The following is a 23,394-nucleotide window of genomic DNA, read 5'->3' on the forward strand; positions in this document are numbered from 1 at the left end:
GCGGTCAGACCCGGTCCGGCTTCCAGGTCGAGACCGCCCAGATCACGACAACGTCGAGGGCAATGATGAGCACCGACCACCAGGGGTAGTAGGGCAGCCACAGGAAATTGGCGAGAATCGATATCGCCGCAATCACGATCGCCGACACCCGCGCCCATCCCGCACCTGTGATCAAGGCGAGGCCTATCACCGCGACGAGCGCACCCAGCACGATGTGAATCCAGCCCCACGTGGTCAGGTCGAACTTGTAGACGTAGTCGACTCCCGCCACGAACACTTCGTTTTCGGCGACCGCGGCGATCCCCTGGCAGAACTGAATAATGCCCACGGTCACCATGATGATGGCCGCCCCGATCGAAGTGCCTGCTGCGATACCCTGCTTGACCGACCTTGTCTCGGACATGACCGTCCCCTTCCTTTACCGAACCGGGCGGCCCGGTACGAACATTGTCCGCCGTTTCTACGCCGCCGTGGTGGTAAACCTGCAATCCCGGCAGGCCGGTCGAAAATATCGAGCGACGGATTATTCGGCGTTCGGCGGTCTCGCCCGCGGACAGTCGGTGATCACGGCGAAGGTACCGGCGTAGATTCCACGGTCTGCTGAGTGTCTGTGCGGGCGGGACGGATGAGCAGTTCGAGTGCCCCGAGTGCCAGCAGGGCGCCGAGGACAATCCACAAGACGACCAGTCCGGTGGGGTAGCGCCAGAACATCAGCAGCACGGCTGCGATACCGATGATGGCGCACCGCAGTGGTACTCGAAGCTGATGAGCCCATCGTTCGATCTCGTTCGGTGGCCGGCCGCTGCCGGTTCGCCGCGCGAAATCCAGCGCCTGTCCGAAGCCGCGGCGCACGGTGGTGGCGGATGACGAACCGCCGGTGAGGTAGGCGCCGAGGGCAATCACCAGGCCGAGGACTGCGACGGCGCGCAGACTCGTGCGCAACGGCACCAGCACGGTATCGATGACGGCTGTGGCCGCATCGGGCGAGAGGACGTCGGGTGGGACGCTGTCGAGATAGATCGCTCGTCCGATGAGAATACCGATCGCCAGGAGAAGCATCCCCACCGCTATCGACAGCCCGACGAGGGCAAGGGCGCGGAGCCGGCGGCCGGTCGGCGCGATGGCGACAGCTGCTGCAGCGCAGGCGATTCCGAGCCACGGCAGGATTGTCGCCGCCCTGTCGAGTGCGGCGACGGCCCGCTGCGCCTTCACGAGTTCCGGCGACTGGAACAGTACGAATTGTTTGTCGACAGACGGGATCTTGTCCGCGAACGCAAAACCTCTCTCGTTCAGCGCCGCCTTCACCCTGTCGATCACGGTGCCGAGTGAGATGCTGACGGTGCCGCTCTGGTCGACTTCGACGGAGCTGAGGCCGTAATTTCCCGTCATCACCGCGACGAGCGTGCTGTGGGCGGCCCGATTCGCCTGGATCCAGAGGTCTTCGAATTGCTGGGACTGTACGAGAGAGCTGACGGTGTCGTGGACGAAGGTCCTCGCCTGATTGGTGAGCACGGGTGCGAGACCGATGACGGCCCGGTCGAGGCGGGGGGCGTTCGCGGCCAGGTTCGAGACATCGGTGAGTGCGGTGAGGGCGTCTTCGGTCAGACCCTCGACGTCGACTCGGGTGAAGATTTCGTCGGTGATCTGGTTGCTGATCTCGGCCTGGAGAGCCGGGTCGTCGCCCAGGGGTGCCACCGTGCTGACGTAGCGGTCGGTGTCGAGGATCTGGCTGCGGGTGAAGCGGGCGGTGACCGACGCGATTGCGAGAACGGCCACCAACACCAGCAGAATCGTCACGCCCACCCACCGCAGCCCGTGCCGGGGTCGACGCGGAACCGGTTGGGTAGGAACGTCGGCGGCGGTGCCCGGGGTGTGTCCGCGCAGCGTCGCTACTTCCTCACGTAGTCGGAGGAGTTCGGCGCGTTCGTCGTTGTCGAGTGAGCCGCTGGCGGGAGTGCCGCTGCCGTCGGTCATCGCCCGTCAGATCTCGTCGGGGTTCCAGGTTGCGACAGCCCAGATCACGACGGCGTTCAGGGCGATGATCGTGATCGCCCACAGCGGGTAATAGGGCAGCCAGAGGAAGTTCACGAAGATCGAGAGGCCGCACAGGATCATGGCACCGACTCGGGCCCACGTGGCCCCGGTGAAGAGCACCGCACCGACGGCCGCGACGATCACGCCGAATACGAGGTGGAACCATCCCCAGCTGGTGACGTCGAACTGATAGGTGTATTCGATGCCGACGACGATTACATCGTCCTTGGCGATCGCGGAGATTCCCTGAAGGAACTCGAGCACCCCGACCGTGACGAGCAGGACTGCCCCGCCCATCGACGTTCCCTTTGCCACACCCTGCTTGACCAACGAGTCCTCGGACATCATGGTTCCTTCCCCGGGCGACGTGTGAAGTGGTCGTACTGGACATCAGTGTCCTCCGTTACCGCACACCGTGGCTGCATTTTCGCCGACCCGACTTCCGATTGGACAGGTGTGTGCGGGCCGCAATATCCGGCACGACACCGATTGCACCCGAAACGATGACGCGGGGGCGAACTGCGCGAGATCATGGAGCTACCGCCACCGCCAACCCGGGCCGTTCTCGACACGAGGAACCACGCCATGACAGAGCGAGACACTTTTCCCGACGCGGGACTCGTAGGGGTCGTCGATCAGCCGACGCGGGCGGAGAGCATCGAACACGGCGAGAACGTTCGGCGCCGAGTTCCGTTCGACGGAATGGCCGAACACGTTCCGGTTCGCGACCGAGACCCTGTCGATTTGCTCGAATCTCAGGCGGCGACCCGGGTTCCGGATCTGGTTCCCATCCGGTACGGGCGGATGGCTCAGTCGCCGTTCGCGTTCTACCGCGGCGCTGCGCTGGTGATGGCCGACGACCTCTCCCGAGCCCAGACCACCGGCCTGCGCACCCAGTTGTGCGGGGACGCCCACCTGAGCAACTTCGGACTCTTCGCCACACCCGAGCGCACACTCGCCTTCGATGTCAACGACTTCGACGAAACGCATCCCGGCCCGTTCGAATGGGACGTCAAGCGACTGGTCGCCAGTCTCGCCGTAGCCGGACGGAGCAACGCGTTCAGCGGTAAACAACGCAAACGAATCGCGCTCGCCTGCGCCGCGGAATACCGCGAAACCATGTCGTCTCAGGCGGAGCGCGGTGAGCTGGAGGTGTGGTACTCCCACATCGACGCCGCTGCCCAGTTGGACGAGCTCCGCGACGTCCTGGACTCCTCGACTCGCAGACGCGTCCAGAAGACGATCGACAAGTCCCGGGGCCGCGACAGCGTGCAGGCACTGGCGAGGCTGACGACCATGGTGGACGGTCGGCCGCGGATAGTGAGCACACCGCCCCTGGTCGTACCGATCGAAGAAATCTTCACCGGCACCGAAGCCCACGAGATCGACCGGGAGCTGAACCGACGACTGCGCGAGTACCGTGGCACCCTGCCGCCCGCCCGCCGCGTGCTGCTCGATCGATACGAGTACGTCCAGACCGCACGGAAGGTAGTCGGGGTGGGCAGTGTCGGTACCCGGGCCTGGATCGTCCTGTTGCGCGGCCAAGGCGGTGACCCACTGTTCCTGCAGGCAAAGGAGGCGCAACCGTCGGTCCTCGAGAAGTACGTCGCCGGAGAATCATGTGCGAACAACGGCGAGCGCGTCGTGACCGGGCAGCAGCTGATGCAAGCGGCGAGTGACATCTTCCTCGGTTGGCAGCAAGGACCCGACGCCGCCGGTGTGATGCGGGACTTCTACGTGCGCCAGTTGCGGGACGGCAAGGGATCGGCGGTCGTGGAAACCATGAAACCCGACCTCATGATGATGTACGGCCGATTGTGCGCCCGGGTGCTTGCGTATGCGCACGCACGCGCCGGCGACCGGTTCACCATCGCCGGGTACCTCGGTTCGGACGAGAAGTTCGATAAAGCGTTGGCCGCCTTCGCCGAGGCTTACGCCGACCAGAATGAACGCGATTTCGCGGTGTTGCGGAAGGCAATCGAGGACGGCCGCATCACCGCACACTCGGGGACATGATGGTGAGCGACGAAAGCTCCGCCGTGGCCGGTTCCCGGCGCTGGTGGGCGCGGGCAGCGTTCGCGTTCGCGTTCCTCGCCGCGGCGACTCCACTGGTGTTCGCCGGTCTACTCGGCACCGTTGGGCTGCTCCTCGTCGGAGTCGGTGGGGTCGTCGTCACAGTCGCCGCCCTGTACTGGTTCATCGCCAGCCGCGGTCTCCTGCGCTGGGTGTCGCTGACAGTCGCGGTGCTGTCGCCGATCGTTGTGCTGATTCTGTTCACTCGCGCCGACCTGCTGGTCTTCGTGGTCGCCTCCGTTGTTCTCGCGTTCCTCTCGGTGCTCTGCGCCCGCGCGGCCCTGCGTGGACGGCCGTCGGACACCACAGTCCGAGAGGTGGCCGCCCCGCCGGCGCGACATCCGGTGCTGATCATGAACCCGCGCTCCGGTGGGGGCAAGGTCGCGAAGTTCGACCTGCAACGCAAGGCCGAGGAACTGGGCGCCGAGGTGGTCCTGCTCGAAGGCGCAGGCGCCGTCGATGTCACCGACCTGGCCCGGCAGGCAGTCGAGCGTGGAGCCGACCTGCTCGGTGTCGCCGGTGGAGACGGGACGCAGGCACTCGTAGCGGGGATCGCGGCAGAGAACAACCTGCCCTTCCTGGTAATCAGCGCGGGGACCCGAAACCACTTCGCGATGGACCTCGGCCTCGACCGCACCGATCCGAGCCGGTGCCTCGACGCCCTAGTCGACGGCGTCGAGGTTGCGGTCGACCTCGGCCGGATCAACGGTCGCCCGTTCGTCAACAATGCCTCCTTCGGCGTCTACGCCGAGGTGGTCCGCAGCCCGGCGTACCGCGACGACAAGGCCGGCACCGTGCTGCAGATGCTCCCGGATCTGCTCGCCGGACAATCGGGAGCCCCACTCGTGACCCGGATCGGGGACGTCACGGTGCGAAACCCGCAAGCAGTGCTGGTGAGCAACAACCCGTACGGCACCAGCGATCTCGCCGGCCTGAACCGACGAGACCGACTGGACCGCGGGGTCCTCGGCGCTGTGACCGTCTCGGTCGCGAGCGCCCGCCAGGCAATCGGGCTGTTGCGACGCGCCAATGTGCGCGGATTGACCCAGCACACGACCACCGAGGTGATCGTCGACTCGGACACACCCCAGACGCCGGTGGGTGTCGACGGCGAATCACTCCTCCTGCCCACGCCGGTGCGTTGCACGATCGAGCCCGGGGCCCTCCGGGTCCGGGTTCCGCGTGACCGCCCGGGAGTGCGCCCGGCCGCACCCACCGTCGACTGGGTCCGACTCCGCGAACTGGCGTGGCATCGGCGACCCGGCTGACACCTGTGGCACCTGAGCCGAGGCCGATGAGCGACTGTCGTGAATTGCGCGAATTCGGGGATGGCGTCCCCGGTGTGCGGCGCACACTGGAAAAGAACTTCGCAGTATCCGAGCCCGAGAGGTGACCGTCGTGACCGACAAGTCGATCCGCAGGCAGGAGATCGCGGCCGACACGATGATTGGTGCCGCGATCTTGCTGATCACCATCGGCGTCTTGCACATCGTTCAGGGGATCGCCGCGGTCGGCAACGACGCCGTCGTCACGGCCGGCCCCGAGTACACCTACGAGTTCGACCTGACCGTGTGGGGTTGGATCCATATCGTGCTCGGATTGTTGGTCGCCCTGGTCGGCGGCGCCCTGTTCCGCGGTGGACTGTGGGCGCGCACGTTGACGGTCACGATCGCGGCAGCATCGATCGTCGTCAACTTCCTGTGGTTGCCCCACTACCCGGCGTGGGCGATTCTGATCATCGCCCTCGACACGGCCATGATCTGGGCGGTCATGACTGCGATTCCCGACTCCGACTGGCACTGATATGGGCACTCGACGCTTACTGTCGTACCGGTGGTGGTTCGCGCCGATCACCAAGCCGGGTTGCAGATCAGGTGGCGAGCTGGGCGGCGTCCTCGCGGGCACGTTGGGCAGCCAGTAGCTCGAGCCCGTAGAGCAGCCCGAAGGTGAAACCGTTTTCGCCTTCGGTGGTCCCCGCGCGGGCGCCGAGGGCACGGAGCGTGCCGAGCGCCACCACGCTGTCCTGATGGTCGCCGAGAACCTGCTGGATCTTCTTGTATCGAGTCACCCTCTTCTTCCCCTTCTTCTCCCCGACAACTCCGCGGGTGAGCTCGGCGGCGTAGCGGGCGCGTTTCGCGGCCTTGCGGGCGCGGTGGAGGCCCTCGTCGTCTCCGTCGTCGAGGGCGGACGCCAATCTTCTGTCGGCCTTGCGGCGAGCCTTCCTGGCGGCTTTCTTCAGTACCGTTGCCCCGGATCGGGCGTCGTCGGTCAGCGGGGGTGCGCTGCGCCACCGCGCCAGTTCGGCGAGTACCGCCCGGTATCGCTCGGTGTCGAGGGTCGCCGTGACCTCGGCCCGGTATCGGAGTTGTTCGGCGAGTAGGTCGCGCTCGATACGGGCCGCGACCGGACCGAGTACCTGCTCTTCGGGCAGGTCGGTCACCGCGGCGACGAACCTGGCGCGCTGGACCTCCCGGTCCCGGACCTCACCGAGCACTCCTGCGTACCAGGACAGTTCCTCGTCGAGATGCGCACCCGCGTCGGGGTCGAGGAGGGGCCGGAACACCCGCAGAGTGCTTCGGAAACGCCGGATAGCGACCCGGGTGGGATGGATCGGGTCCAGACCGCGGCGCAGTTGCACGTCGCCACCGACTATCTCCTGGACCTGGGTGTCGAGGTACGCCGTCAACGATTCCCGAACCGGGTCCGCGCCGGAAGTGACACTGCCTCCGGTGCCGTGAGGCGCAAGCGCCCGAGACAATTTCGATGAGTACTGCGAGGGTCGGGCACCGGCACGGGTCAGCCGCTTGCCGATCTTTCGGAGCAGGGTCCGATCGCCGGCAGCGCCCAGTTCGACCAGGACCTCGCGCCAGTTCGCGGCAATCGCCGCCTCCCCGGCGCAGGCACCGGCCGCGGTAGTCTTCACCGTGTCGTCGGAGAGTTCGGCGAGCAGGTTCCCGTCCGCATCGAGGATGCGGTGGCGGCGGCGGACGGTGGATACCGTCACTACCGGGTGCACAGGTTTTCCCAGCGCGACCCCCGAGACCAGGTTTGCCAACTCGTCGGGCACCGCGTCGTCTGTGATCAGCGGCAATCGAATCTCGGTGTGGGCTTTGTGATCGGGCACTTTCAGGCGCCATTCCCCGCCGAGGTCTCCGGACCGGCGGCGCAAGCTCACATGATGAGCGAGCAGATCCCGAGCCGAAGTGTCGAAATACTCACTGTGGAGGGTGACAGTATCCTTGTCGACTTTGCCGCCGGGTGGAACCACATCAGCGAAGTCCGGTACCGCGAAATCGGCGTCAGCGTCGTACTTGTCGTCCCGTTCTCGCTGTGCGGAGTTCATGAATCCAGACTCCCATACCGCCCAGCTGTTAACCACGCATGGCGTCGATCACTTAGGGTGGTCAGTGTAGGGCCCGGGCCAGCCGGATACCCGCCGCGAGTCGGCTCACTGTCGACGAAATCTCTTGTCTGTGCGCAAATTCACCACGATGAAACGTGAGTGATGCGATGATGAGGCATGCGCCGCCATCGCTGGTCGGCTCTCACGCCACCCACGGATCGGGGCCTTCGCATACAGGCCCCGATGCCGATCGCCGCCGAGAAAGACCTGACCCTGGAGTTGTCCGCGGTCACCGAATTCGCGTCCGGGTTGCTGCTGCAATTCGCGATGAAAGTAACCGGGATCCGCGCCGACTTCGCCCGCTATGAAACTCGCCCCCTGACCGACCCCCACGACTGGTCGGCGCGGTGGTCTTATCTCACCGTGCTGGTCAGCGCCGACGAACTCGACGGCCCTGCCGACCCGATCCATTCGAGCGAACCACCCGTCGGCGAGTCCGGACCGTACCGGACGACGCCGTGGTACTGGATCGGCATTTACCCTCACACCGGGTCGCTGACCGTCACCACCAGCTGGACCGAAATCGGACTCCGCCCGGCCTCGTTTACCGTCGCTCTCGGCCCCAGCCCCTTCACCACCACCTCCGAATCCGGCGCGGGACGATAACTGCCGCAGTCGTTGCCGCCCACTTGCCGGCATTTCTGGGTCGATGCGCACACAAGGGAAACCGAGGCCGACCCGCGCCCACACTGACGTAGAAGCCGTAGAAATGATATCGAAAAGTGTTCCCGCCAAGCCGGCCGAGCGGGACAATTCTTCTCATGGACGACACTGAGGAACGCGACATCGACGTCGTCCGTACCCGACTGATTCAGCGGTTCCCGGACCTCGAGCCGGGTGTGATCGAGGACCTGGTCGTGGCCATGCTCCACCGATTCGACGGATGCCGTATCCGGGACTTCGTCCCTTTGCTGGTCGAACGTGCAGCTATACGCATGCTCGACGCCACGTACAGCCGTGCTCCGACGCTTCCCGCGGACTCCGTGCTCGCATCCGAATTTTTCGCTGTCTCGCCTCCTGAGCCGGTTGCAGGCCCGGCGACGAGCAGCGGGAGAGTGTGGGGTGTGTTCGCACGTCGCTCACCACGCCTGTTGTAAACGGTGACGAATTAATGGCGAGGTCACTGGGGCGCGCCGAGTGGGAATTCGAATTTCGCCGCGAACGCACCACGCGGCGGAAGATAATTGTGGTACCGGTACATCGTAGCTCGGGAAGGGTCAGCCATGTCCGATCGTAGCTTTGGGCAGAATCCAGCGAGTTCTGAGTATCCCTCCGGAAAACAAGGTTTCGCGGCCGGCACGTCGATGGCGGCCGCCGTCATCATGGTCACCGTCGGCATCATCCAGTTCTTCCAAGGCATCGCGGCGGTCGCCGAGGACGAAGTATTCGTCAGCGGCATAAATTACGTCTACAAATTCGACCTCACGACGTGGGGCTGGATCCACATCATCCTCGGCGTCCTTGTCGCGATCGTCGGCCTCGCCCTATTCACGGGCGCCGGGTGGGCCCGAGTGTCGGCAATCATCGTCGCGGCCATCTCGATAGTGGCGAACTTCCTGTGGTTGCCCTACTACCCGGGTTGGTCACTGTTGATCATCGCTCTCGATATCGTCATCATCTGGGCTGTTTCGACGTGGAATCCGGAGAGAGAGATCAGCGACGCACACCTTCGCGGCACCGGCACCGGCACGGGCACGGGCACTGCCACCGGCACCGGCACTGCCACTCGGTGATGCGACCAGTGTGATCGGGTGCTGAAACGCGTTCCGCAGCAGCGACCCTGCCGATGGTGCAGGGCACGGACGCGCTAGTCAGACGCGGTGGATTTTCGGCGAACCGAAGCCGGGACCAGGCTCGCCGAGATCGCCACCAGGACGCAACTCCACCGCAACCACCCCTTCCCGGACGGCGTGGTGGACGAACTCGGCGCCCGGACCGAAGAACAGCCGCGGGCGGACGGCGTCGAGGCCGATGGGCCACAGCGTGCCGTAGTGGATGGGTACAGCCAGGCCGGCCTGCACCAGACGTGCGACGACCGCGGCCCGTGGTGGATCGAGGTGACCCTTGCCGAGTGTCGGGCCCCAGCCCCCGACGGGTAGCAAGGCGAGATCTACCGGGCCGACATGGTCGGCGAGGTCCGGATACAGGTCGGTGTCACCGGCGAAGTATGTTCGCCGATCTCCTTCGACGACATACCCGAGCGCCGGCGCGAGCTGCGGGCCGCGGCGCCAGCGCCGGCCGTCGTGTCGGGCGGGCACGGCGCGCACCGTTACTTTGCCTATCGCTATCTGTTCGCGGGGCCGCAGCGGTAGCAGGCGATCGGCGAACTCGCGCAACGCGGGCAGGCCGTCGACCGCTCGCCATGGCGCCACGATCGGAACGTCCGGATCGAGCAGCCGCAGTGACGGCAGGTGGGTGTGGTCGGCGTGCAGGTGTGAGAGCAGGACTGCATCCGGGTGGCGCACGTGAACTCCGCTCGGGGTGGGGCCGGTGCGGCGGCGCAGGTGGGCGACGCGGTCGGTCAGCACCGGATCGGTCAAGATGACCGTCCCGCGGTCCACGATCAATGCGCTGGCATGCCCGAGCCAGCGCAGACCGAAAGCTCTGTCGTCCGGCCCCGCCGTTGCGCTCATAACCCTTACGATTCCAGATGACGAAGGAGCTGTGATGCGCACAGTGAGCGGTGTGGTGCGAGTGTTCGTCGAGTTCCTCGTGCTCTGGGGGTCGTCAGCGCTCGCGATCATCGTGCTCGACCGCCTCCTCGGCGGGATTTCCCTCGACGGGTCGAGCTTCACTCCGATACCGACCCTGCCGGCTGCGCTGGTTCTCGCGTTGGTGTTCGGCGTACTCAGTGCCGCCCTGTGGCCGGTGATGATGTGGCTGATGTCGTGGATCGGTCCGGTGCTGCTGTTCGTCGGGGTGTTCCTCGCCGGCGGCGTGATCATGCTGTTGGCGCTGTACCTGGTACCGGTCGCGGTCGTGGACCAACCGCGCGATGCATTCGTCCTCGCAGCGCTGCTCTCGTTGTTCACCTCCGTAGTGTCGGGTGCGATCGCGTCTCGCTCCGATACCGCGTACCGAGTAATGCAGGTGCGGCGTCAGCGATTTCGGCTGCGGCGCAACGTCGTCCTCGGGAACGCGTCCCCGGGGCTGTTGTGCATCCAGATCGACGGCCTCGGTTACGACGTGCTGCGTCGCGCGATCGCCGATGGCGTCACGCCCGGACTGGCGAAGTTGGTGCGCCACACGCACAGGCTGCGTCCCTGGCACACCGATTGGAGCAGTCAGACGGGTGCCACCCAGCTGGGTGTGCTGCACGGTTCCAACCACAACGTGCCGGCGTTTCGTTGGTACGACAAGGCGACCGGGCACATTTCGGTATTCAGCAATCCGGCCGACAACGAGCAGCGCGAACTCGAAAGAACCGACATCCCCGGCCTGCTGGCACACGACGGATCGAGCCGCGGAAACCTGTTCACCGGCGGTGCGAACGACAACGTGCTGGTCGTGAGCCGCATGCGCGGCGCGCGCCTCGGCGGCGGTGCCGGCTACAGCGACTATTTCGCCGACCCGGCGAGTGCGCTGCGCACGTCGCTACGAATGTTCGGCGAGGTGCAACGGGAAATACGCCAGGCACTACGGCAAAAGCGTAAGGACATTCAACCGCGGGTGCCGCGGGGCGGCGTTTATCCGTTCGTGCGGGCGTTCGCTACCGTGCTCGCCACCGACGTTTCCGTCGCCGCAGTGGTCGGCGATCTGATCAAGGGACGCAGCGTCGTCTACGTCGACCTGATCGGCTACGACGAGGTATCGCACCACTCCGGCATCTCCCGGCCCGAGACCCTCGCGGTGCTGTCCAAACTCGACGACATCGTCGAGATGCTGCTCGCCGTCGTGGAACAGGCCGACCGGCCCTACCGCGTCGTCGTGCTGTCCGATCACGGGCAGAGCCAGGGCGCGACCTTTCTGCAACGCTACGGGGAAACACTGGGGCAGTCAGTCATCCGGCTTGGTGCGCAGCGAGAACCGACCGCGGTCAAGCATCACTGGTACGAGCGCGAACCCGACGTCTCCGCACAACCCGGGGCGGAGGGGCGGGGCTACGCCGCGGCAAGCGTGCACGCCTCGACGGCCGGCGAGGAGGCGCACGCTCCTGCCGGCGAGCCGATCGTGCTCGGCTCGGGCAACCTCGGTCTCATCTACTTCCCGGACCTGCCCGGACGAGCCGATGTCAACGCCATCGAAGCCGCCCACCCCGGCCTGCTCACCGGTCTGCGGGAACATCCAGGAATCGGTTTCCTGCTGGTCGCTGCGCCCGGCGGGTCCGTCGTTCTCGGGCCTCGAGGTCAGGTCGACGTCGCAACAGGGGAGGTCACAGGGGAGAACCCGCTCGCGGTCATGGGCCCTGACGCGCTGGAGAAGGTGCGCCGCACCGACAACTTCGACAACGTTGCCGACATCATGGTCGGCGGTGCCTACTGGCCCGACACCGACGAGGTCGCGGCGTTCGAGGAGCAGGTCGGCTCGCACGGCGGCATGGGAGGACCGCAAAGCACTCCGTTTCTCATCTATCCAGCAGACCTGCCCGCACCGCCCGACTCGCTGCACGGCGCCGAGGCCGTGCACAAGGTGCTCGTCGGATGGCGGGATCTCTCCCTCGAGGGCGGGCAGCAGACACTCACAGGCGAGGCCGTGCTCTAGCGCCGCCGTCCCCGGCAGGGTGATACTGAGATGACGCCCCGCGCGGCTGTCGCTGCCGTCTTCAGAAGAGAGGTCTCGCAGTGAATGACACCGATATCGACGAACTCGGGCCCATCGACTACCTCGTCGTGGAGTTCCCCAGTGATCGGCAACCCGACGGATCGGCGCTACCTCACCTGATCGACCTGGTCGAGCGAAACATCATCCGGGTGTACGATCTCGTCTTCGTCCGTAAGGAAACCGACGGATCGATATCCGGTATCGAGATCGAGGATCTCGGATTCGAGGGCGGCGTCGACGTGACGCTGTTCGCCGAGGCGGCGACGGGCCTGGTCGACCCAACGGACCTCGAGGAGGCGGCCGCCGTACTACAGCCAGGTTGTTCCGGCGCGATCCTGGTGTACGAGAATCGCTGGGCCGCACCGTTCGCCTCGGCACTGCGGCGCGAGGGCGCCCAGCTCGTCGCGTCCGGGCGCATCCCCGTCCAAGGCATTCTGGCAGCGCTCGACGCGCTCGACGACACCGCACGCTGACGCACCGAATACTGAAAGAGCTGAGGAAATATCATGCCAGGACTTTTGCGCGGGATGGCGCGGACCGCCGTCGTGGCGGGCACCGCGACCACAGTCTCCAACCGGGTATCGCGACGGCAGGGACAGCGGTGGGCGGCGAACCAGCCTGCCCCACAGCAGGAAGCGGCGCCACTTCCTCCGTCGAACCAGCCCCCACCGCCCTCCGGTGGCATGGATCGCATTGCCGCCCTGAAGCAACTCGGTGAACTCCGCGATCAGGGAGTTCTCACCGAGGAGGAGTTCAACACCGAGAAGGCCAAAATCCTGGCCTCCTGACCGCAACCGTGAGTGGACGGAGCTCCGAAAATGGAAGGCTTTTGGGAATTCTTCTGGTTCATCTTCGTCTGTTTCGCCTTCGCGGCGTACCTGACGGTGCTGTTCTCGATCATCACCGATCTATTCCGCGACCATGAGACTTCGGGGTGGGTGAAGGCGATCTGGATTTTCTTTCTCTTCATCATTCCCTTCCTGTCGGCGCTGATCTACCTGATCGTCAGGAGTGACGGCATGGCGAAGCGATCGATGGCCGCTGCCCAGCATGTCAAGCAGGCCCAGGATTCCTACATCCGGGACGTCGCGGGGCAGTCTCCTGCCCAGCAGATCGCGGATGCGAAGGCGTTGCTCGACTCCGGGACGATCACCGACGCCGAGTTCCAGGCGATCAAGGCGAAGACACTGGCGTAGATTCGGTGGGTGGCGCCAGTATCACGGGCATGTCCGTGATAGTGATTTCTCGGTCGATTCGATAGGCCCCGACCCTTGCATGACGGAGAATGGTTACCAGCGGACGAGGTCACCCGAGGGTCCGCCCGTCATGGAGAGGACGCGACGAGCCATGGCGACCGATGTGATCGACAGTGCACCCGGACGCGACACCGGCGCGTCCCGGCCGCCCCGGCGTCGACGCTGGCTTCCCGACAGGTACGCATTCGGCGGACTGGTAATCGCAGTGCTGTTCGTGTGGCTGTCGTTGACGCCGACGCTTCTGCCCCGGGGGCCGTTCTTCCAGGGACTGGTCACCGGTGTGTCGGCTGCAATCGGTTACGCCGTCGGTTTTCTCGGCTCCAAGTTCGTGCGCTACCTCGTGGGGCGCGAGGCATCGGACCCTGTGAAGACGATGGTTCGCCGGACGGCGGCGGTTATCGGTCTCGTCGGGACCGCAGTGATGCTGGTGTGGTTCGGTAACTGGCAGGACCAACTGCGAGAAATCATGAGCGCCGCGCCCTTCCCGTGGTGGGGCTATCTCGCCATGGGGGTCGTGGCGTTGCTGGTGTACGTCGGGTTGGTAGCCACAGCGCGGGTACTGCTGAGGGCCGTGCGGTGGGTCGAACGCAAGATCAGCCGTGTGGTACCCCGGCGAATCTCGGCGACCGTGATCGGAGTACTGGTGGTGGCGCTGGTTTTCGCACTGATCAACGGGGCTGCCGTACGTGCGATCATGTCGGGCCTCAACTCCTCGTTCGCCGCCGTCAACCAGGAGACCAAGGCCGGCGACGAGCCGCCCACATCACCGTTGCGGTCGGGTGGACCGGAGTCGCTGGTCACGTGGGACTCGCTGGGGAGACAGGGCCGCTCCTTCATTTCGCGGGGTCCGTCCGTCGACGAGCTGTCCGCGTTCAATGGTGGTCGAGCCGCGGTGGAGCCGATCCGCACTTACGCGGGGCTCGCCAGCGGCGGCGATTCGATCCGCGAGAACGCTCAGGTGGCAGCCGACGAACTCGAACGTGCCGGCGGGTTCGATCGCGCGGTGGTGGGTGTAGCCACCACAACCGGTACAGGGTGGATCAACGAGAGTCTCGTCTCCTCGCTGGAGTACATGTACAACGGTGACACCGCGATGGTCGGGCTGCAGTACTCGTATCTGCCCAGCTGGCTGTCCTTCCTCGTCGACAAGGAACGCGCCCACCAGGCCGGGGAGGCATTGTTCGACGCCGTATACGACAAATGGAAGAAGTTGCCAGTCGAATCCCGTCCCAAGCTGGTCGTGATGGGTGAAAGCCTCGGCTCCTTCGGTGGCGAAAGCGCATTCGGCAACGTCGACGACGTAGAGGCCCGCACCGACGGTGTGCTATTCACGGGACCGCCGAATGCGAACGAGATCTGGACCGACGTCACCACGAACCGCGATCCGGGCTCGCCCGAATGGCTTCCGGTCTACGAGCAAGGAGAGACCGTGCGCTTCGGGGCGCGGGCGGCGGAGGATCTGCCGCGTCCCGATGCCCCGTGGGGGCAGCCGCGGATGGTCTATCTGCAGCACCCGTCGGACCCGATCGTCTGGTGGTCGCCGGAGTTGCTACTGCGCGAGCCGGACTGGCTGAAGGAGGAGCGCGGCTACGACGTTCTCGACAGCACGCAGTGGTTCCCGTTCGTGACGTTCTTCCAGGTCGCCGCGGACATGGCGGTATCCACAGGCGTCCCTGACGGACACGGACATTCCTACGTCGTCGATATCGCCGATGCGTGGAGTGCGATATTGCCGCCCGACGGCTGGACTTCGGCGGACAACGAGCGCCTGCGGACCGAGCTCGCCGAGATGGGTGCCGACGGTTGACCCGAGTCCCGGCTCGACCAGCTAGCGTTCCGTGAGGAATGACGTCACAGTGGGTGCGAGTTCGACTGCCCTGGTGAGGATGTCGACGTGGCCCCCGGCATGCACCTGCACAGTCGCGTGCGGCAGGAGCGCATCCATGATGCGAGCGTTGAGGACGGGAATGATCGGGTCGTCGGTGCCCGCGACGATGAGTGTCTGTTGCCGGATAAAGGGCAGCACCGGAAGGCTGCTCCACGTCGCCCCCGCGAGAAGCTGGTGGATGTAGCCGATCCGAGACCCTGAATGGTTCTGTATCCGAAAAATCCGCGCAATGTCGGCACCGCCCCGTCGTGCGGTGCCGCCGTACAGGTCGCCGGCGATGGCCGCCGCGTAGCCGGTATCGGTGAAACGCCTCGGTGTCAGCATCTTCGCGAGGACCCGAGGATGGCCGGGAACCATCAGGGCACCGGTCCCGGTGGCGACGAGGACGAGGCGGCGGCAGCGCCGCGGATTCTGCAAGGCGAACTGCTGGGCGAGCGCGCCACCCCAGGACAGGCCGAGAACGTCGACGACACCGCAGCCGATCTTGGTGAGAAGCCGGCCGAGACCGCACGCGAGTGCGGGAAGTCCGTACGGCACAGGTGATGCCGGTGAACCGCCGGTGCCGGGGACGTCGAAACGGATGACCGTCGTACACGGATCGAGCGCGGCGACCAGTGGGTCGAGCACTTCCAGGCTCGCTCCGATCCCGTTGCACAGGACGAGCGGCACACCGGTGCCCCGGCGGACCCGTACCCTGATCCGCCACCCGCCGACCGTCACGACGCTGTCCTCGAATCGGTCGCTTCTGCAGAATATGTCGGTCACGGCCACGTGTAGAGGACCACGACGTCCGCGACACAGAACGGGCGGGTCCCGCCGTCGACCTGGTAGGTCAATCCGAAGACCGCCTCGACACCAGCCGGTTTCCGTTGCGCCGCGGCCACGGACACCGTGACGCGCAGCGCCGAACCGACGGGCACCGGCGCCGGGAACCGCACTTTGTTCAGGCCGTAATTGAGGGCGGCGTGCACCCCGTCGACGGTGAGAACTTCGGCGAGGACACTCGGGGCCAGTGACAGCGTGAGATAGCCGTGCGCGATGGTGCTGCCGAAGGGACCACAGGCAGCGCGTTCCGGATCGGTGTGGATCCACTGGTGGTCCCCGGTCGCGTCGGCGAACAGATTCACCTGATCCTGGGCGATTTTCAGCGTGCCGGTGGTTCCGATGGTCTGTCCGACCAGACCGAGGAGATCGGTGGGGTGGGCCAGGTTCATGGTCATGGTGTGCCTCAGACGTGTCATGCGGGTCAGCTGTGGTGGACGTAGGTGCCGGGGGCGGGCCCGAGCGGGGGGAACTGCCGGGCGCCGAGGCCGCCGGGGGCGTCGATGTCGGGTCCGCTGCGCTCGGCGAGCCACCGGGCGTAGTCGGGCCACCACGAGTCCGGTGCGGTCTCCGCCGCGGCCAGCCACTCGTCCGGAGTCTCCGGGGTGGGCTGCCCGAATCGGAAGGACGCTCGCGGGTTGCCCGGCGGGTTCACGAGCGAGGCGATGTGACCGTTCGACGACAGCACGAACCGGGAGTCCTTGCTGCCGAGCAGGCGAGCGCTCCGGTACGTGGACTGCCACGGGCAGAGGTGGTCGGCGGAGCCGCCGACGACGTACGCGTCGGCGGTCACGGTGGCCAGGTCGACGGGTGTGCCGAGCATGGTCGCCGCGCCCGGCGTCGTCAGCGCGTTGCGCAGTCCGAGCAGGACGAGATCACGGTGCAGTGCCGCCGCCATGCGGGTGGTGTCCGAGTTCCAGAACAGCACGTCGAAGGCGGCGGGAGCCCGGCCCTGCACGTAGTTGTTCACCCAGTACCGCCAGACCAGGTCGGTCGGACGCAGCCAGGCGAACATCTCGGCGAGGGTTCGGCCGTCGAGATATCCTTTGGCGGCCGAGTCGCGGATCGCGGCTGCGGCGGCGCGCTCGCTCAAGACGGCCGCCGCCGTACCGGCCTGGGTCTGGTCGAGGACGGTGACGGCCAGGGTGAGGCCGGCGACGCGGTCGCCCTCGCCGACCTGGGTGAGATGCGCGGCGACCATCGCCGCGAGAATCCCACCCGAGCAGGTGCCCAGAACGTGGGCGCTGTCGGTCCCGGCGATGCACTGCGCCGTGTCGAGCGCCTCCACGATCGCTGCGCCGTACGTGTCGGCATCCCAGTCCCGGTGCCGGGCGTGGGGGTTGCGCCAGGAGATCGCGAAGACCTGCTGCCCCTGCTGCAGGAGGTACTCGATCAGGCTGCGGCCCGGTGCGATGTCGAGGATGTAGTACTTGTTGATGACGGGCGGGACGATCAACAGCGGTGTGGCGTGCACCTTTTCCGTCTGCGGCGTGTAGTGGATCAGTTCGAAGGTGCGGGTCTGCAGGACGACGGCGCCCTTCGTTGTAGCCACGTCCTCCCCGACGGCGAACGCGTCGGGTTCGACCATTGCAGGCACACGAGGTTTCGACAGCACGTCACGTACGAGCGCGCGGACGCCGCGTGCCGCACTGAGACCGCCGGTGTCCACCATTGCCTTCCAGCCCAGCGGGCTGAGAAGTGGATTGTTGGTGGGAGACAGACCTTCGACGAGGTTGTCGAGAACGAACCGCATCCGCTCGTGGTCACGCCAGTCGAGTTCGGCGTCGTCGAGCAGGGCGGCGGCGGTGTGCGATGTCGCGAGGTACGCCTGCATCGCACGGCGCAGGGCCGGATTCTGCTGCCAGGCGGCGTCGCCGAAGCGCTTGTCGGCCTTCGCGGGAGATCGGTCCGAGGTGCCGGCGGCAATGGCGCCGAGTTCGCGGACGAGGGCTCCGCCGCGCCGGGCGACAGTACGCGGGCGGCCGGCGAGGCTTCGCCCGAGGCGGGTCCACGAGCTGTCGGGGAGCATGCGGGCGGCGACACCGCGCGTTCCGCTGGTGAGGAGAAGGTCGAGGGGAGCGGTGAGCTCGTCGGGGACGGTCGGGAGGGGAGTGTTGCTCACGCTGGTGCTTTCGGTATCAGAGTGCGGCCGGGGCGCGGCCGAGTTCGCGTTTGAGGATCTTGCCGGTGGCGGTCATCGGAAGGGTGGCGACGAATTCGACGGTGCGCGGGTACTTGTAGCTCGCCATCTGCTGCTTGGCCCAGGCGATCAACTCGTCCTCGGTGACCTGTGCGCCGGGCTCGAGGATGACGTACGCCTTGATCTCCTCGCCGTGGCTGTCGTCGGGGACGCCGACGACGGCGGCGAGGGAGATGGCGTCGTGGCCGAGGAGGACTTCTTCGATTTCGCGGGGGTACACGTTGAATCCGCCGCGCACGATCAGGTCCTTGGCCCGGTCGACGATGTAGTAGAAGCCGTCGTCATCGACGCGGGCGAGATCACCGGTCCGGAACCAGCCGTCACGCAGCACTTCCGCGGTGGCGTCCGGACGGTTGTAGTACCCCTTCATGATGTTGTGGCCACGCAACGCGATCTCGCCGATCCGGTCGGCGCCGGTGACGGTGTTCCAGTCCTTGTCGACGAGCCGGGCCTCGATGCCCCACACGGGGACGCCGATCGATCCGGGCCGGGGCTCGCTGCCGGGGTCGCTGAAAGTCGCGAGCGGCGACGTCTCGGACAATCCGTATCCTTCGAGGATCTGCACCCCGAAGCGTTCGGCGAACCGGGTGAGGATCTCCACCGGCAGTGCGGCGCCGCCGGAGATCGCGAGACGCATGTTGGCGGCGATACGATCGATGTCGGCGGGGTGTTCGTCGAGGGCACCGAGCAGACCCCAGTACATCGTGGGCACGCCGGCGAAGACGGTGATGTTCTCCCGTTCGATGAGGTCGAGTGCGGCGGCGGCCTCGAACCGAGGTAGCAGCACGAGGGTCGCCCCTACCGAGATTCCGGCATTGAGGGTGACTGTCTGGCCGAACGAGTGGAACAGCGGCAGCGTCACCAGGTACCGGTCGTGGGTGGCTGGTGTGCTGTCGAAGAGCCGGTTGGCGGTCAGCGCGTTCAGCACCATGTTGGAGTGGGTGAGCTCGGCGCCCTTCGGCTTTCCGGTGGTCCCGCTGGTGTAGAGGATGACGGCGGTGTCGACGGGCTCGCGCGGCACGGTGTCGCACTGGGTGGGGTGATCGGCGACGGCATCCGCGAGCGTTCCGATACCGTCGATCGTGGCGGGGGTGGTCGGGTCGGCGGCGATGCGGAACATGGTGCGGCAGTCGGGACTCTGTGTGAACGCCGAGCGCCCGTACTCACCCATCGGCAGGTCGGGGGTGCCGTCGTAGCAGAAGTACGCCTTGGCCTTGGAATCTGCGAGATGGTAAGCGATCTCGCGGTCCTTGAGCAACACGTTGAGTGGCACGACCACGGCGCCGGCCTTGAGGATCCCGTAGTAGACGACGGGGAACTGGGGGATGTTGGGGCAGGAGAGGGCGACCGTGTCGCCGGGTTCGATGCCCGCCGCCACCAGCAGGTTCGCGACCTGATTCGACCGGGCATCGAGGTCGGCGTAGGTCATCCGCTCGTCACCGAGAATCAGGGCGTCACGGTCGCCGAACCGGCGGGCGGAGTCTTCGAGGAGTACGCATAGGTTGAGCACGGGAGACTTTCTCGTGGTGGGACGGGGGAGAATCGCTACGACAGGGGAGCAGCGGTGGCGGTGCGGACCAGGTCTTCGGTGACCCCGGGTGCGCACTCGCGCAACACGAGACCGGAACCGGTGACGTCGATGACGGCCAGGTCGGTGATGATCCGGTGTACGACTCGGCGGCCGGTGAGCGGCAGGGTGCAGCGTTCGACGATCTTCGGGGCACCGGACTTGTCGCAGTGCTCCATGACCACGATGACCTTGCGGGCACCGTGCACGAGATCCATTGCGCCACCCATGCCCTTGACCATCTTCCCGGGAACCATCCAGTTTGCGAGGTCGCCGGCCGCGGACACCTGCATACCGCCGAGGACGGCGGTGTCGATGTGGGCGCCGCGGATCATCCCGAAGCTGAGCGCCGAATCGAAGAACGACGCGCCCGCGTTGACGGTGACCGTTTCCTTGCCGGCGTTGATCAGATCCGCGTCGACGGCGTCCTCCTCCGGGTAGGGACCGGTGCCGAGGACCCCGTTCTCGCTGTGCAGCGTCACCTCGACCCCGGCGGGGAGGAAGCTCGGGATCAGGGTGGGTAGCCCGATACCGAGGTTGACGTACTCGCCCGGCGACAGTTCCTCGGCGGCACGGGCAGCCATGCCCTCGCGTGTCCAGCCGATCGTCTCGACGGTGGTGGTCATGTCAGTCCTTCCTCGCGGCGACGGTGCGCTTCTCGATCTGCTTGTCCTGAATCCCGGTGTGGACGATCCGGTCGACGAAAATTCCCGGCAGGTGCACCTGCGCCGGGTCGAGGACCCCGGGCTCGACGAGCTGCTCGACCTGGGCGATACAGATGCGGCCGGCCATAGCGGCAAGCGGATTGAAGTTGGCCGCTGCTTTGGCGAAGACGAGGTTGCCCTCGGCGTCGCCGATGCGGGCGTGGACGAGTGCGAAGTCGGCCGTGATCGACTCCTCGAGCACGTACTGGCGGCCGGCGAACTCGCGGACCTCCTTCGGCGGAGACGCGACTGCCACCGATCCATCGGCAGCGTACCGCCACGGCAGCCCGCCGTCGGATACTGGAGTTCCGACCCCGGCAGGGGTGAAGAACGCGGGGATCCCAGCACCGCCTGCCCGCAGCTTCTCGGCCAGGGTTCCCTGCGGCGTCAGTTCGACTTCGAGCTCACCGGACAGGTATTGGCGCGCAAATTCCTTGTTCTCCCCGACGTATGACGCGGTGACGCGTCGAATGCGGTTGCGGGCGAGCAGGATACCGAGTCCGTGACTGTCGACACCGCAGTTGTTGGAGAACACCTCCAGGTCGGTGGCGTCACCGGCGGCGATCGCGGCGATCAGCTCGTCGGGGATGCCGCACAACCCGAACCCACCGACCGCCAGCGACGCACCGGACCCGATGTCCGCGACGGCGTCGGCGGCCGAACCGTAGACCTTGCGCGTCATCGGGCATCTGCATTCGCGAGGCCGGGGACGACCGTACTCTCGATGAGGTCTCGGAGCAGTTCCTCGGCGTACGGCCAGTACCCGTAGCCGGCGGCGGGGTTGAGGTGGCCGACGGCACCGAGGTCGACGAGTTTGCTGCCCCACGATTCGGCCATTCCGGCGACCCGACGAAATCGGGCCATCGGATCATTGGTGCTGGCGGCGACGACACTGGGGAACGGCAGCCGGCCCCGGGGGACGGGCTCCCAGCCACCCTGCTCGAGGTCCTCGGGGGTGGGATACCCCGCGGGCAGTGGTTCCTCGAGGTCCGGTGGGGTGGCCAAAAGGGCGCCCTGAACCGGGCGGGTGCACCGCTGCGCCCAGTGGACGGTGATTACCGCGCCCGCACTGTGCGCGACCAGCACGACCGAGCCGTCGATCTCGGCGAGGACAGTGTCGAGGGCGGCGACCCGGGCCGCGAGGCTGAACTTGTCCCGTTCGAGCGGCGGCACCGTCCGCACTGTGTCGAGTCTCTCGGCGAGCAGCGTCTGCCAGTGGTCGGCGACGTGGTCGCGCAGTCCGGGCACGATCACCACGGTCGGTGTTGTGGAGGTGGAGGTGGTCACGGTCGACTCCAGTTCTTCGGAGGTGGATCAGGCGGGTATGGCGGTAAGGGCGGCGAGTTTGCGGCGTCCGGCGGGATAGGCGCGCTTGCCGAGGACGAGGGCAATGATCGCGACGATGTAGATCAGGGGCGCGATCTGCAAGGCGGTGACGAGACCGAAACGGTCGGCCAGCACCCCGACGACGAAGGGTCCCAGTGCCAGTCCGAGGAGATTGTTGGCCAGGGTGAGGGTGCCGAAGGCCGAGGCGCGCACCGACGAGTGGGTGAGGTTCGCGACCATCGCGGCGATGGGGCCGGACGAGCCGGCGGAGAAGAAGGCACCGATGCCGATCAGCACCAATTGGAGGGTCCCCGTGGGGAGCTGGAATCCGGCGCTGAGGAAGACGAGGGAGATCACTCCGAAGACCACCGCGGTGGTCCATTTCCGAGCAGGGTCGTTGCGGCTCACCCGGTCGGTGATGATGCCGCACACCACCATCCCGCTGCCGACGAGGAGAACGAAGATCGACGCCATCGCACCGGCCTTGTCGAGTGCGAGGCCGTAGGACCGATTGAAGAAGCTCGGCAGCCACGCGAGCAGGACACCTGCGGTGAACATCTGGAGACCGCCACCGATGTAGGCGAATACGACGGCGGGAGTGGTGAACAGGCTCGAGATCGGAGCTCGGAAACCGGTGGGACCAGGTGCGTCGGCCGGGTCGTCGTCGGCCGCATGCTGCGCCAGCTTACGTTCGGAGACGACGGCCCGGAAGAGCGCGACGAGCATGAGCCCGAAGACGGCCATCGCAGCGAACGACCAGCGCCAGCCGAGGTTGACGGCGATCACGCCACCGAGTGCGACGCCGATCACGGACCCGAACGATCCGCCGCCCATAAAGGCGCCGCTGAGCGTGGAGTGCACCCGAGGGGCGAACACGCTGAGGACCACGGCGATGCCGACGCTGCCGTAGGCAGCCTCGCCCACGCCGACCAGGAACCGGGCTCCGAGCATCTGCTCGTAGCTGCTTGCCACCGCACAGAGCAGTGTGGCGATGCTCCAGAGCACGGCCATCAGGACCAGGCTCTTCACCCGGCCCCACCGGTCGGCCAGCAGCGACAGCGGGAGCGTCAGCAACCCGACCATCAGTGCGACGATGCTGCTGAGCGACGCCAACTGCGAATCAGTCAGCGTCCATTCAGTTTTGAGGAGCGGGAAGACGGCACTGAGGACCTGACGGGACATGTAGTCCGACAGCAGCAGACCGAAGGTGAGTGCGAAGACGATCCACGGATAGAACCGGGACCGGGAGGCCGGGGCGGTGTTCCCGGCGGTGGTCTTCGGGGTGGTGGTGTTCAGGGCTGTGGTGGCAGGCAGTCCCATGAGGCCTCCTATGGCCGTCAGGAGTGAAATAGGGGTTGGG

24 protein-coding genes are annotated in these 23,394 nt (G+C 66.3%); 11 read left to right on the forward strand and 13 right to left on the reverse strand.

All coding sequences use genetic code 11. The features are described from left to right. Positions 1-4 precede the first annotated feature (4 nt). From JQT59_RS12865 to JQT59_RS12875, 3 genes are all read right to left on the reverse strand, one after another. Complete coding sequence (locus JQT59_RS12865; protein WP_213576453.1) at positions 5-403, reverse strand: DUF7144 family membrane protein; 399 nt, start codon at positions 401-403, stop codon at positions 5-7. 161 nt (positions 404-564) lie between these two features. Then, the gene (locus tag JQT59_RS12870; protein WP_213576454.1) at positions 565-1,974 is read right to left on the reverse strand and encodes a hypothetical protein; all 1,410 of its coding nucleotides are present in this window, start codon (positions 1,972-1,974) and stop codon (positions 565-567) included. A gap of 6 nt (positions 1,975-1,980) precedes the next feature. After that, entirely contained in the window at positions 1,981-2,379 is a 399-nt protein-coding gene (locus JQT59_RS12875; RefSeq protein WP_213577712.1) for a DUF7144 family membrane protein, read from the reverse strand. Positions 2,380-2,619: 240 nt separating this feature from the next. Between JQT59_RS12875 and JQT59_RS12880 the strand changes: the two genes are divergently transcribed. The 3 genes from JQT59_RS12880 to JQT59_RS12890 all read left to right on the forward strand — a co-directional run bounded on the left by JQT59_RS12880 (position 2,620) and on the right by JQT59_RS12890 (position 5,910). After that, positions 2,620-4,050 (forward strand): DUF2252 domain-containing protein, encoded by a 1,431-nt coding sequence (locus JQT59_RS12880; RefSeq protein ID WP_213576455.1) that lies wholly within the window; start codon positions 2,620-2,622, stop codon positions 4,048-4,050. Continuing rightward, entirely contained in the window at positions 4,047-5,375 is a 1,329-nt protein-coding gene (locus JQT59_RS12885; RefSeq protein ID WP_213576456.1) for a diacylglycerol kinase family protein, read from the forward strand. Before JQT59_RS12880 ends, JQT59_RS12885 begins: the two co-directional genes overlap by 4 nt. A gap of 130 nt (positions 5,376-5,505) precedes the next feature. Next, a complete protein-coding gene (locus tag JQT59_RS12890) occupies positions 5,506-5,910 on the forward strand; it encodes a DUF7144 family membrane protein (protein WP_213576457.1) in 405 nt (134 codons plus the stop codon). A 67-nt stretch (positions 5,911-5,977) separates the two neighbouring features. On the opposite strand, the gene JQT59_RS12895 is transcribed toward JQT59_RS12890, so the two are convergent. Further along, positions 5,978-7,450, reverse strand: a complete 1,473-nt coding sequence (locus JQT59_RS12895) for a CYTH and CHAD domain-containing protein (protein WP_213576458.1) — start codon at positions 7,448-7,450, stop codon at positions 5,978-5,980. Positions 7,451-7,627: 177 nt separating this feature from the next. Here JQT59_RS12895 and JQT59_RS12900 point away from each other — a divergent pair, with 177 nt between their 5' ends. The 3 genes from JQT59_RS12900 to JQT59_RS12910 all read left to right on the forward strand — a co-directional run bounded on the left by JQT59_RS12900 (position 7,628) and on the right by JQT59_RS12910 (position 9,243). Beyond that, entirely contained in the window at positions 7,628-8,116 is a 489-nt protein-coding gene (locus JQT59_RS12900; RefSeq protein WP_213576459.1) for a hypothetical protein, read from the forward strand. A 155-nt stretch (positions 8,117-8,271) separates the two neighbouring features. Next, positions 8,272-8,607, forward strand: a complete 336-nt coding sequence (locus JQT59_RS12905) for a three-helix bundle dimerization domain-containing protein (protein ID WP_213576460.1) — start codon at positions 8,272-8,274, stop codon at positions 8,605-8,607. A gap of 126 nt (positions 8,608-8,733) precedes the next feature. Next, entirely contained in the window at positions 8,734-9,243 is a 510-nt protein-coding gene (locus JQT59_RS12910; protein ID WP_249354376.1) for a DUF7144 family membrane protein, read from the forward strand. A gap of 78 nt (positions 9,244-9,321) precedes the next feature. Here JQT59_RS12910 and JQT59_RS12915 read toward each other — a convergent pair whose 3' ends face one another. Then, positions 9,322-10,143, reverse strand: a complete 822-nt coding sequence (locus JQT59_RS12915) for an MBL fold metallo-hydrolase (RefSeq protein ID WP_213576461.1) — start codon at positions 10,141-10,143, stop codon at positions 9,322-9,324. Between the two features lie 34 nt (positions 10,144-10,177). Here JQT59_RS12915 and JQT59_RS12920 point away from each other — a divergent pair, with 34 nt between their 5' ends. The 5 genes from JQT59_RS12920 (at position 10,178) to JQT59_RS12940 (ending at position 15,334) form a co-directional block, all read left to right on the forward strand. Further along, a complete protein-coding gene (locus JQT59_RS12920; protein ID WP_213576462.1) occupies positions 10,178-12,211 on the forward strand; it encodes a phage holin family protein in 2,034 nt (677 codons plus the stop codon). 80 nt (positions 12,212-12,291) lie between these two features. Next, complete coding sequence (locus JQT59_RS12925; protein WP_213576463.1) at positions 12,292-12,744, forward strand: DUF6325 family protein; 453 nt, start codon at positions 12,292-12,294, stop codon at positions 12,742-12,744. 33 nt (positions 12,745-12,777) lie between these two features. Beyond that, positions 12,778-13,059 carry an SHOCT domain-containing protein gene (locus JQT59_RS12930; protein ID WP_213576464.1) on the forward strand — a complete coding sequence of 94 codons (282 nt, stop codon included), beginning with the start codon at positions 12,778-12,780 and terminating at the stop codon, positions 13,057-13,059. A 30-nt stretch (positions 13,060-13,089) separates the two neighbouring features. Then, positions 13,090-13,467 carry an SHOCT domain-containing protein gene (locus tag JQT59_RS12935; protein ID WP_213576465.1) on the forward strand — a complete coding sequence of 126 codons (378 nt, stop codon included), beginning with the start codon at positions 13,090-13,092 and terminating at the stop codon, positions 13,465-13,467. Positions 13,468-13,618: 151 nt separating this feature from the next. Beyond that, on the forward strand, positions 13,619-15,334 hold the full coding sequence (locus tag JQT59_RS12940) for an alpha/beta hydrolase (protein WP_213576466.1): 1,716 nt from the start codon (positions 13,619-13,621) through the stop codon (positions 15,332-15,334). Between the two features lie 21 nt (positions 15,335-15,355). On the opposite strand, the gene JQT59_RS12945 is transcribed toward JQT59_RS12940, so the two are convergent. From JQT59_RS12945 to JQT59_RS12980, 8 genes are read right to left on the reverse strand one after another with little or no spacing between them, the layout of a single operon-like run. Next, a complete protein-coding gene (locus JQT59_RS12945) occupies positions 15,356-16,186 on the reverse strand; it encodes an alpha/beta fold hydrolase (RefSeq protein WP_213576467.1) in 831 nt (276 codons plus the stop codon). Then, positions 16,177-16,635 carry a MaoC family dehydratase gene (locus JQT59_RS12950; RefSeq protein ID WP_213576468.1) on the reverse strand — a complete coding sequence of 153 codons (459 nt, stop codon included), beginning with the start codon at positions 16,633-16,635 and terminating at the stop codon, positions 16,177-16,179. Before JQT59_RS12950 ends, JQT59_RS12945 begins: the two co-directional genes overlap by 10 nt. A gap of 26 nt (positions 16,636-16,661) precedes the next feature. Beyond that, the gene (locus JQT59_RS12955; protein ID WP_213576469.1) at positions 16,662-18,359 is read right to left on the reverse strand and encodes a PHA/PHB synthase family protein; all 1,698 of its coding nucleotides are present in this window, start codon (positions 18,357-18,359) and stop codon (positions 16,662-16,664) included. A 16-nt stretch (positions 18,360-18,375) separates the two neighbouring features. After that, entirely contained in the window at positions 18,376-19,947 is a 1,572-nt protein-coding gene (locus tag JQT59_RS12960; protein ID WP_213576470.1) for a long-chain-fatty-acid--CoA ligase, read from the reverse strand. 35 nt (positions 19,948-19,982) lie between these two features. Next, the gene (locus JQT59_RS12965) at positions 19,983-20,630 is read right to left on the reverse strand and encodes a CoA transferase subunit B (RefSeq protein WP_213576471.1); all 648 of its coding nucleotides are present in this window, start codon (positions 20,628-20,630) and stop codon (positions 19,983-19,985) included. A gap of 1 nt (position 20,631) precedes the next feature. After that, positions 20,632-21,390 (reverse strand): CoA transferase subunit A, encoded by a 759-nt coding sequence (locus JQT59_RS12970; RefSeq protein WP_213576472.1) that lies wholly within the window; start codon positions 21,388-21,390, stop codon positions 20,632-20,634. Further along, positions 21,387-21,995, reverse strand: a complete 609-nt coding sequence (locus JQT59_RS12975) for an RBBP9/YdeN family alpha/beta hydrolase (protein ID WP_213576473.1) — start codon at positions 21,993-21,995, stop codon at positions 21,387-21,389. Before JQT59_RS12975 ends, JQT59_RS12970 begins: the two co-directional genes overlap by 4 nt. Positions 21,996-22,022: 27 nt before the next feature. Then, positions 22,023-23,354 (reverse strand): MFS transporter, encoded by a 1,332-nt coding sequence (locus JQT59_RS12980; protein WP_213576474.1) that lies wholly within the window; start codon positions 23,352-23,354, stop codon positions 22,023-22,025. Positions 23,355-23,394: the final 40 nt, after the last annotated feature.

The sequence above is a fragment of the Rhodococcus sp. USK13 genome, assembly GCF_018343855.1.
Lineage (GTDB): Bacteria > Actinomycetota > Actinomycetes > Mycobacteriales > Mycobacteriaceae > Rhodococcus_F > Rhodococcus_F oxybenzonivorans.

Excerpts from the sequence above, each read along its gene's own strand:
- JQT59_RS12865 (WP_213576453.1), bottom strand. The coding sequence starts at position 403 with ATGTCCGAGACAAGGTCGGTCAAGCAGGGTATCGCAGCAGGCACTTCG.
- JQT59_RS12870 (WP_213576454.1), bottom strand. The coding sequence starts at position 1,974 with ATGACCGACGGCAGCGGCACTCCCGCCAGCGGCTCACTCGACAACGAC.
- JQT59_RS12875 (WP_213577712.1), bottom strand. The coding sequence starts at position 2,379 with ATGTCCGAGGACTCGTTGGTCAAGCAGGGTGTGGCAAAGGGAACGTCG.
- JQT59_RS12880 (WP_213576455.1), top strand. The coding sequence starts at position 2,620 with ATGACAGAGCGAGACACTTTTCCCGACGCGGGACTCGTAGGGGTCGTC.
- JQT59_RS12885 (WP_213576456.1), top strand. The coding sequence starts at position 4,047 with ATGATGGTGAGCGACGAAAGCTCCGCCGTGGCCGGTTCCCGGCGCTGG.
- JQT59_RS12895 (WP_213576458.1), bottom strand. The coding sequence starts at position 7,450 with ATGAACTCCGCACAGCGAGAACGGGACGACAAGTACGACGCTGACGCC.
- JQT59_RS12900 (WP_213576459.1), top strand. The coding sequence starts at position 7,628 with ATGCGCCGCCATCGCTGGTCGGCTCTCACGCCACCCACGGATCGGGGC.
- JQT59_RS12905 (WP_213576460.1), top strand. The coding sequence starts at position 8,272 with ATGGACGACACTGAGGAACGCGACATCGACGTCGTCCGTACCCGACTG.
- JQT59_RS12910 (WP_249354376.1), top strand. The coding sequence starts at position 8,734 with ATGTCCGATCGTAGCTTTGGGCAGAATCCAGCGAGTTCTGAGTATCCC.
- JQT59_RS12915 (WP_213576461.1), bottom strand. The coding sequence starts at position 10,143 with ATGAGCGCAACGGCGGGGCCGGACGACAGAGCTTTCGGTCTGCGCTGG.
- JQT59_RS12920 (WP_213576462.1), top strand. The coding sequence starts at position 10,178 with ATGCGCACAGTGAGCGGTGTGGTGCGAGTGTTCGTCGAGTTCCTCGTG.
- JQT59_RS12930 (WP_213576464.1), top strand. The coding sequence starts at position 12,778 with ATGCCAGGACTTTTGCGCGGGATGGCGCGGACCGCCGTCGTGGCGGGC.
- JQT59_RS12935 (WP_213576465.1), top strand. The coding sequence starts at position 13,090 with ATGGAAGGCTTTTGGGAATTCTTCTGGTTCATCTTCGTCTGTTTCGCC.
- JQT59_RS12940 (WP_213576466.1), top strand. The coding sequence starts at position 13,619 with ATGGCGACCGATGTGATCGACAGTGCACCCGGACGCGACACCGGCGCG.
- JQT59_RS12950 (WP_213576468.1), bottom strand. The coding sequence starts at position 16,635 with ATGACCATGAACCTGGCCCACCCCACCGATCTCCTCGGTCTGGTCGGA.
- JQT59_RS12965 (WP_213576471.1), bottom strand. The coding sequence starts at position 20,630 with ATGACCACCACCGTCGAGACGATCGGCTGGACACGCGAGGGCATGGCT.
- JQT59_RS12970 (WP_213576472.1), bottom strand. The coding sequence starts at position 21,390 with ATGACGCGCAAGGTCTACGGTTCGGCCGCCGACGCCGTCGCGGACATC.
- JQT59_RS12980 (WP_213576474.1), bottom strand. The coding sequence starts at position 23,354 with ATGGGACTGCCTGCCACCACAGCCCTGAACACCACCACCCCGAAGACC.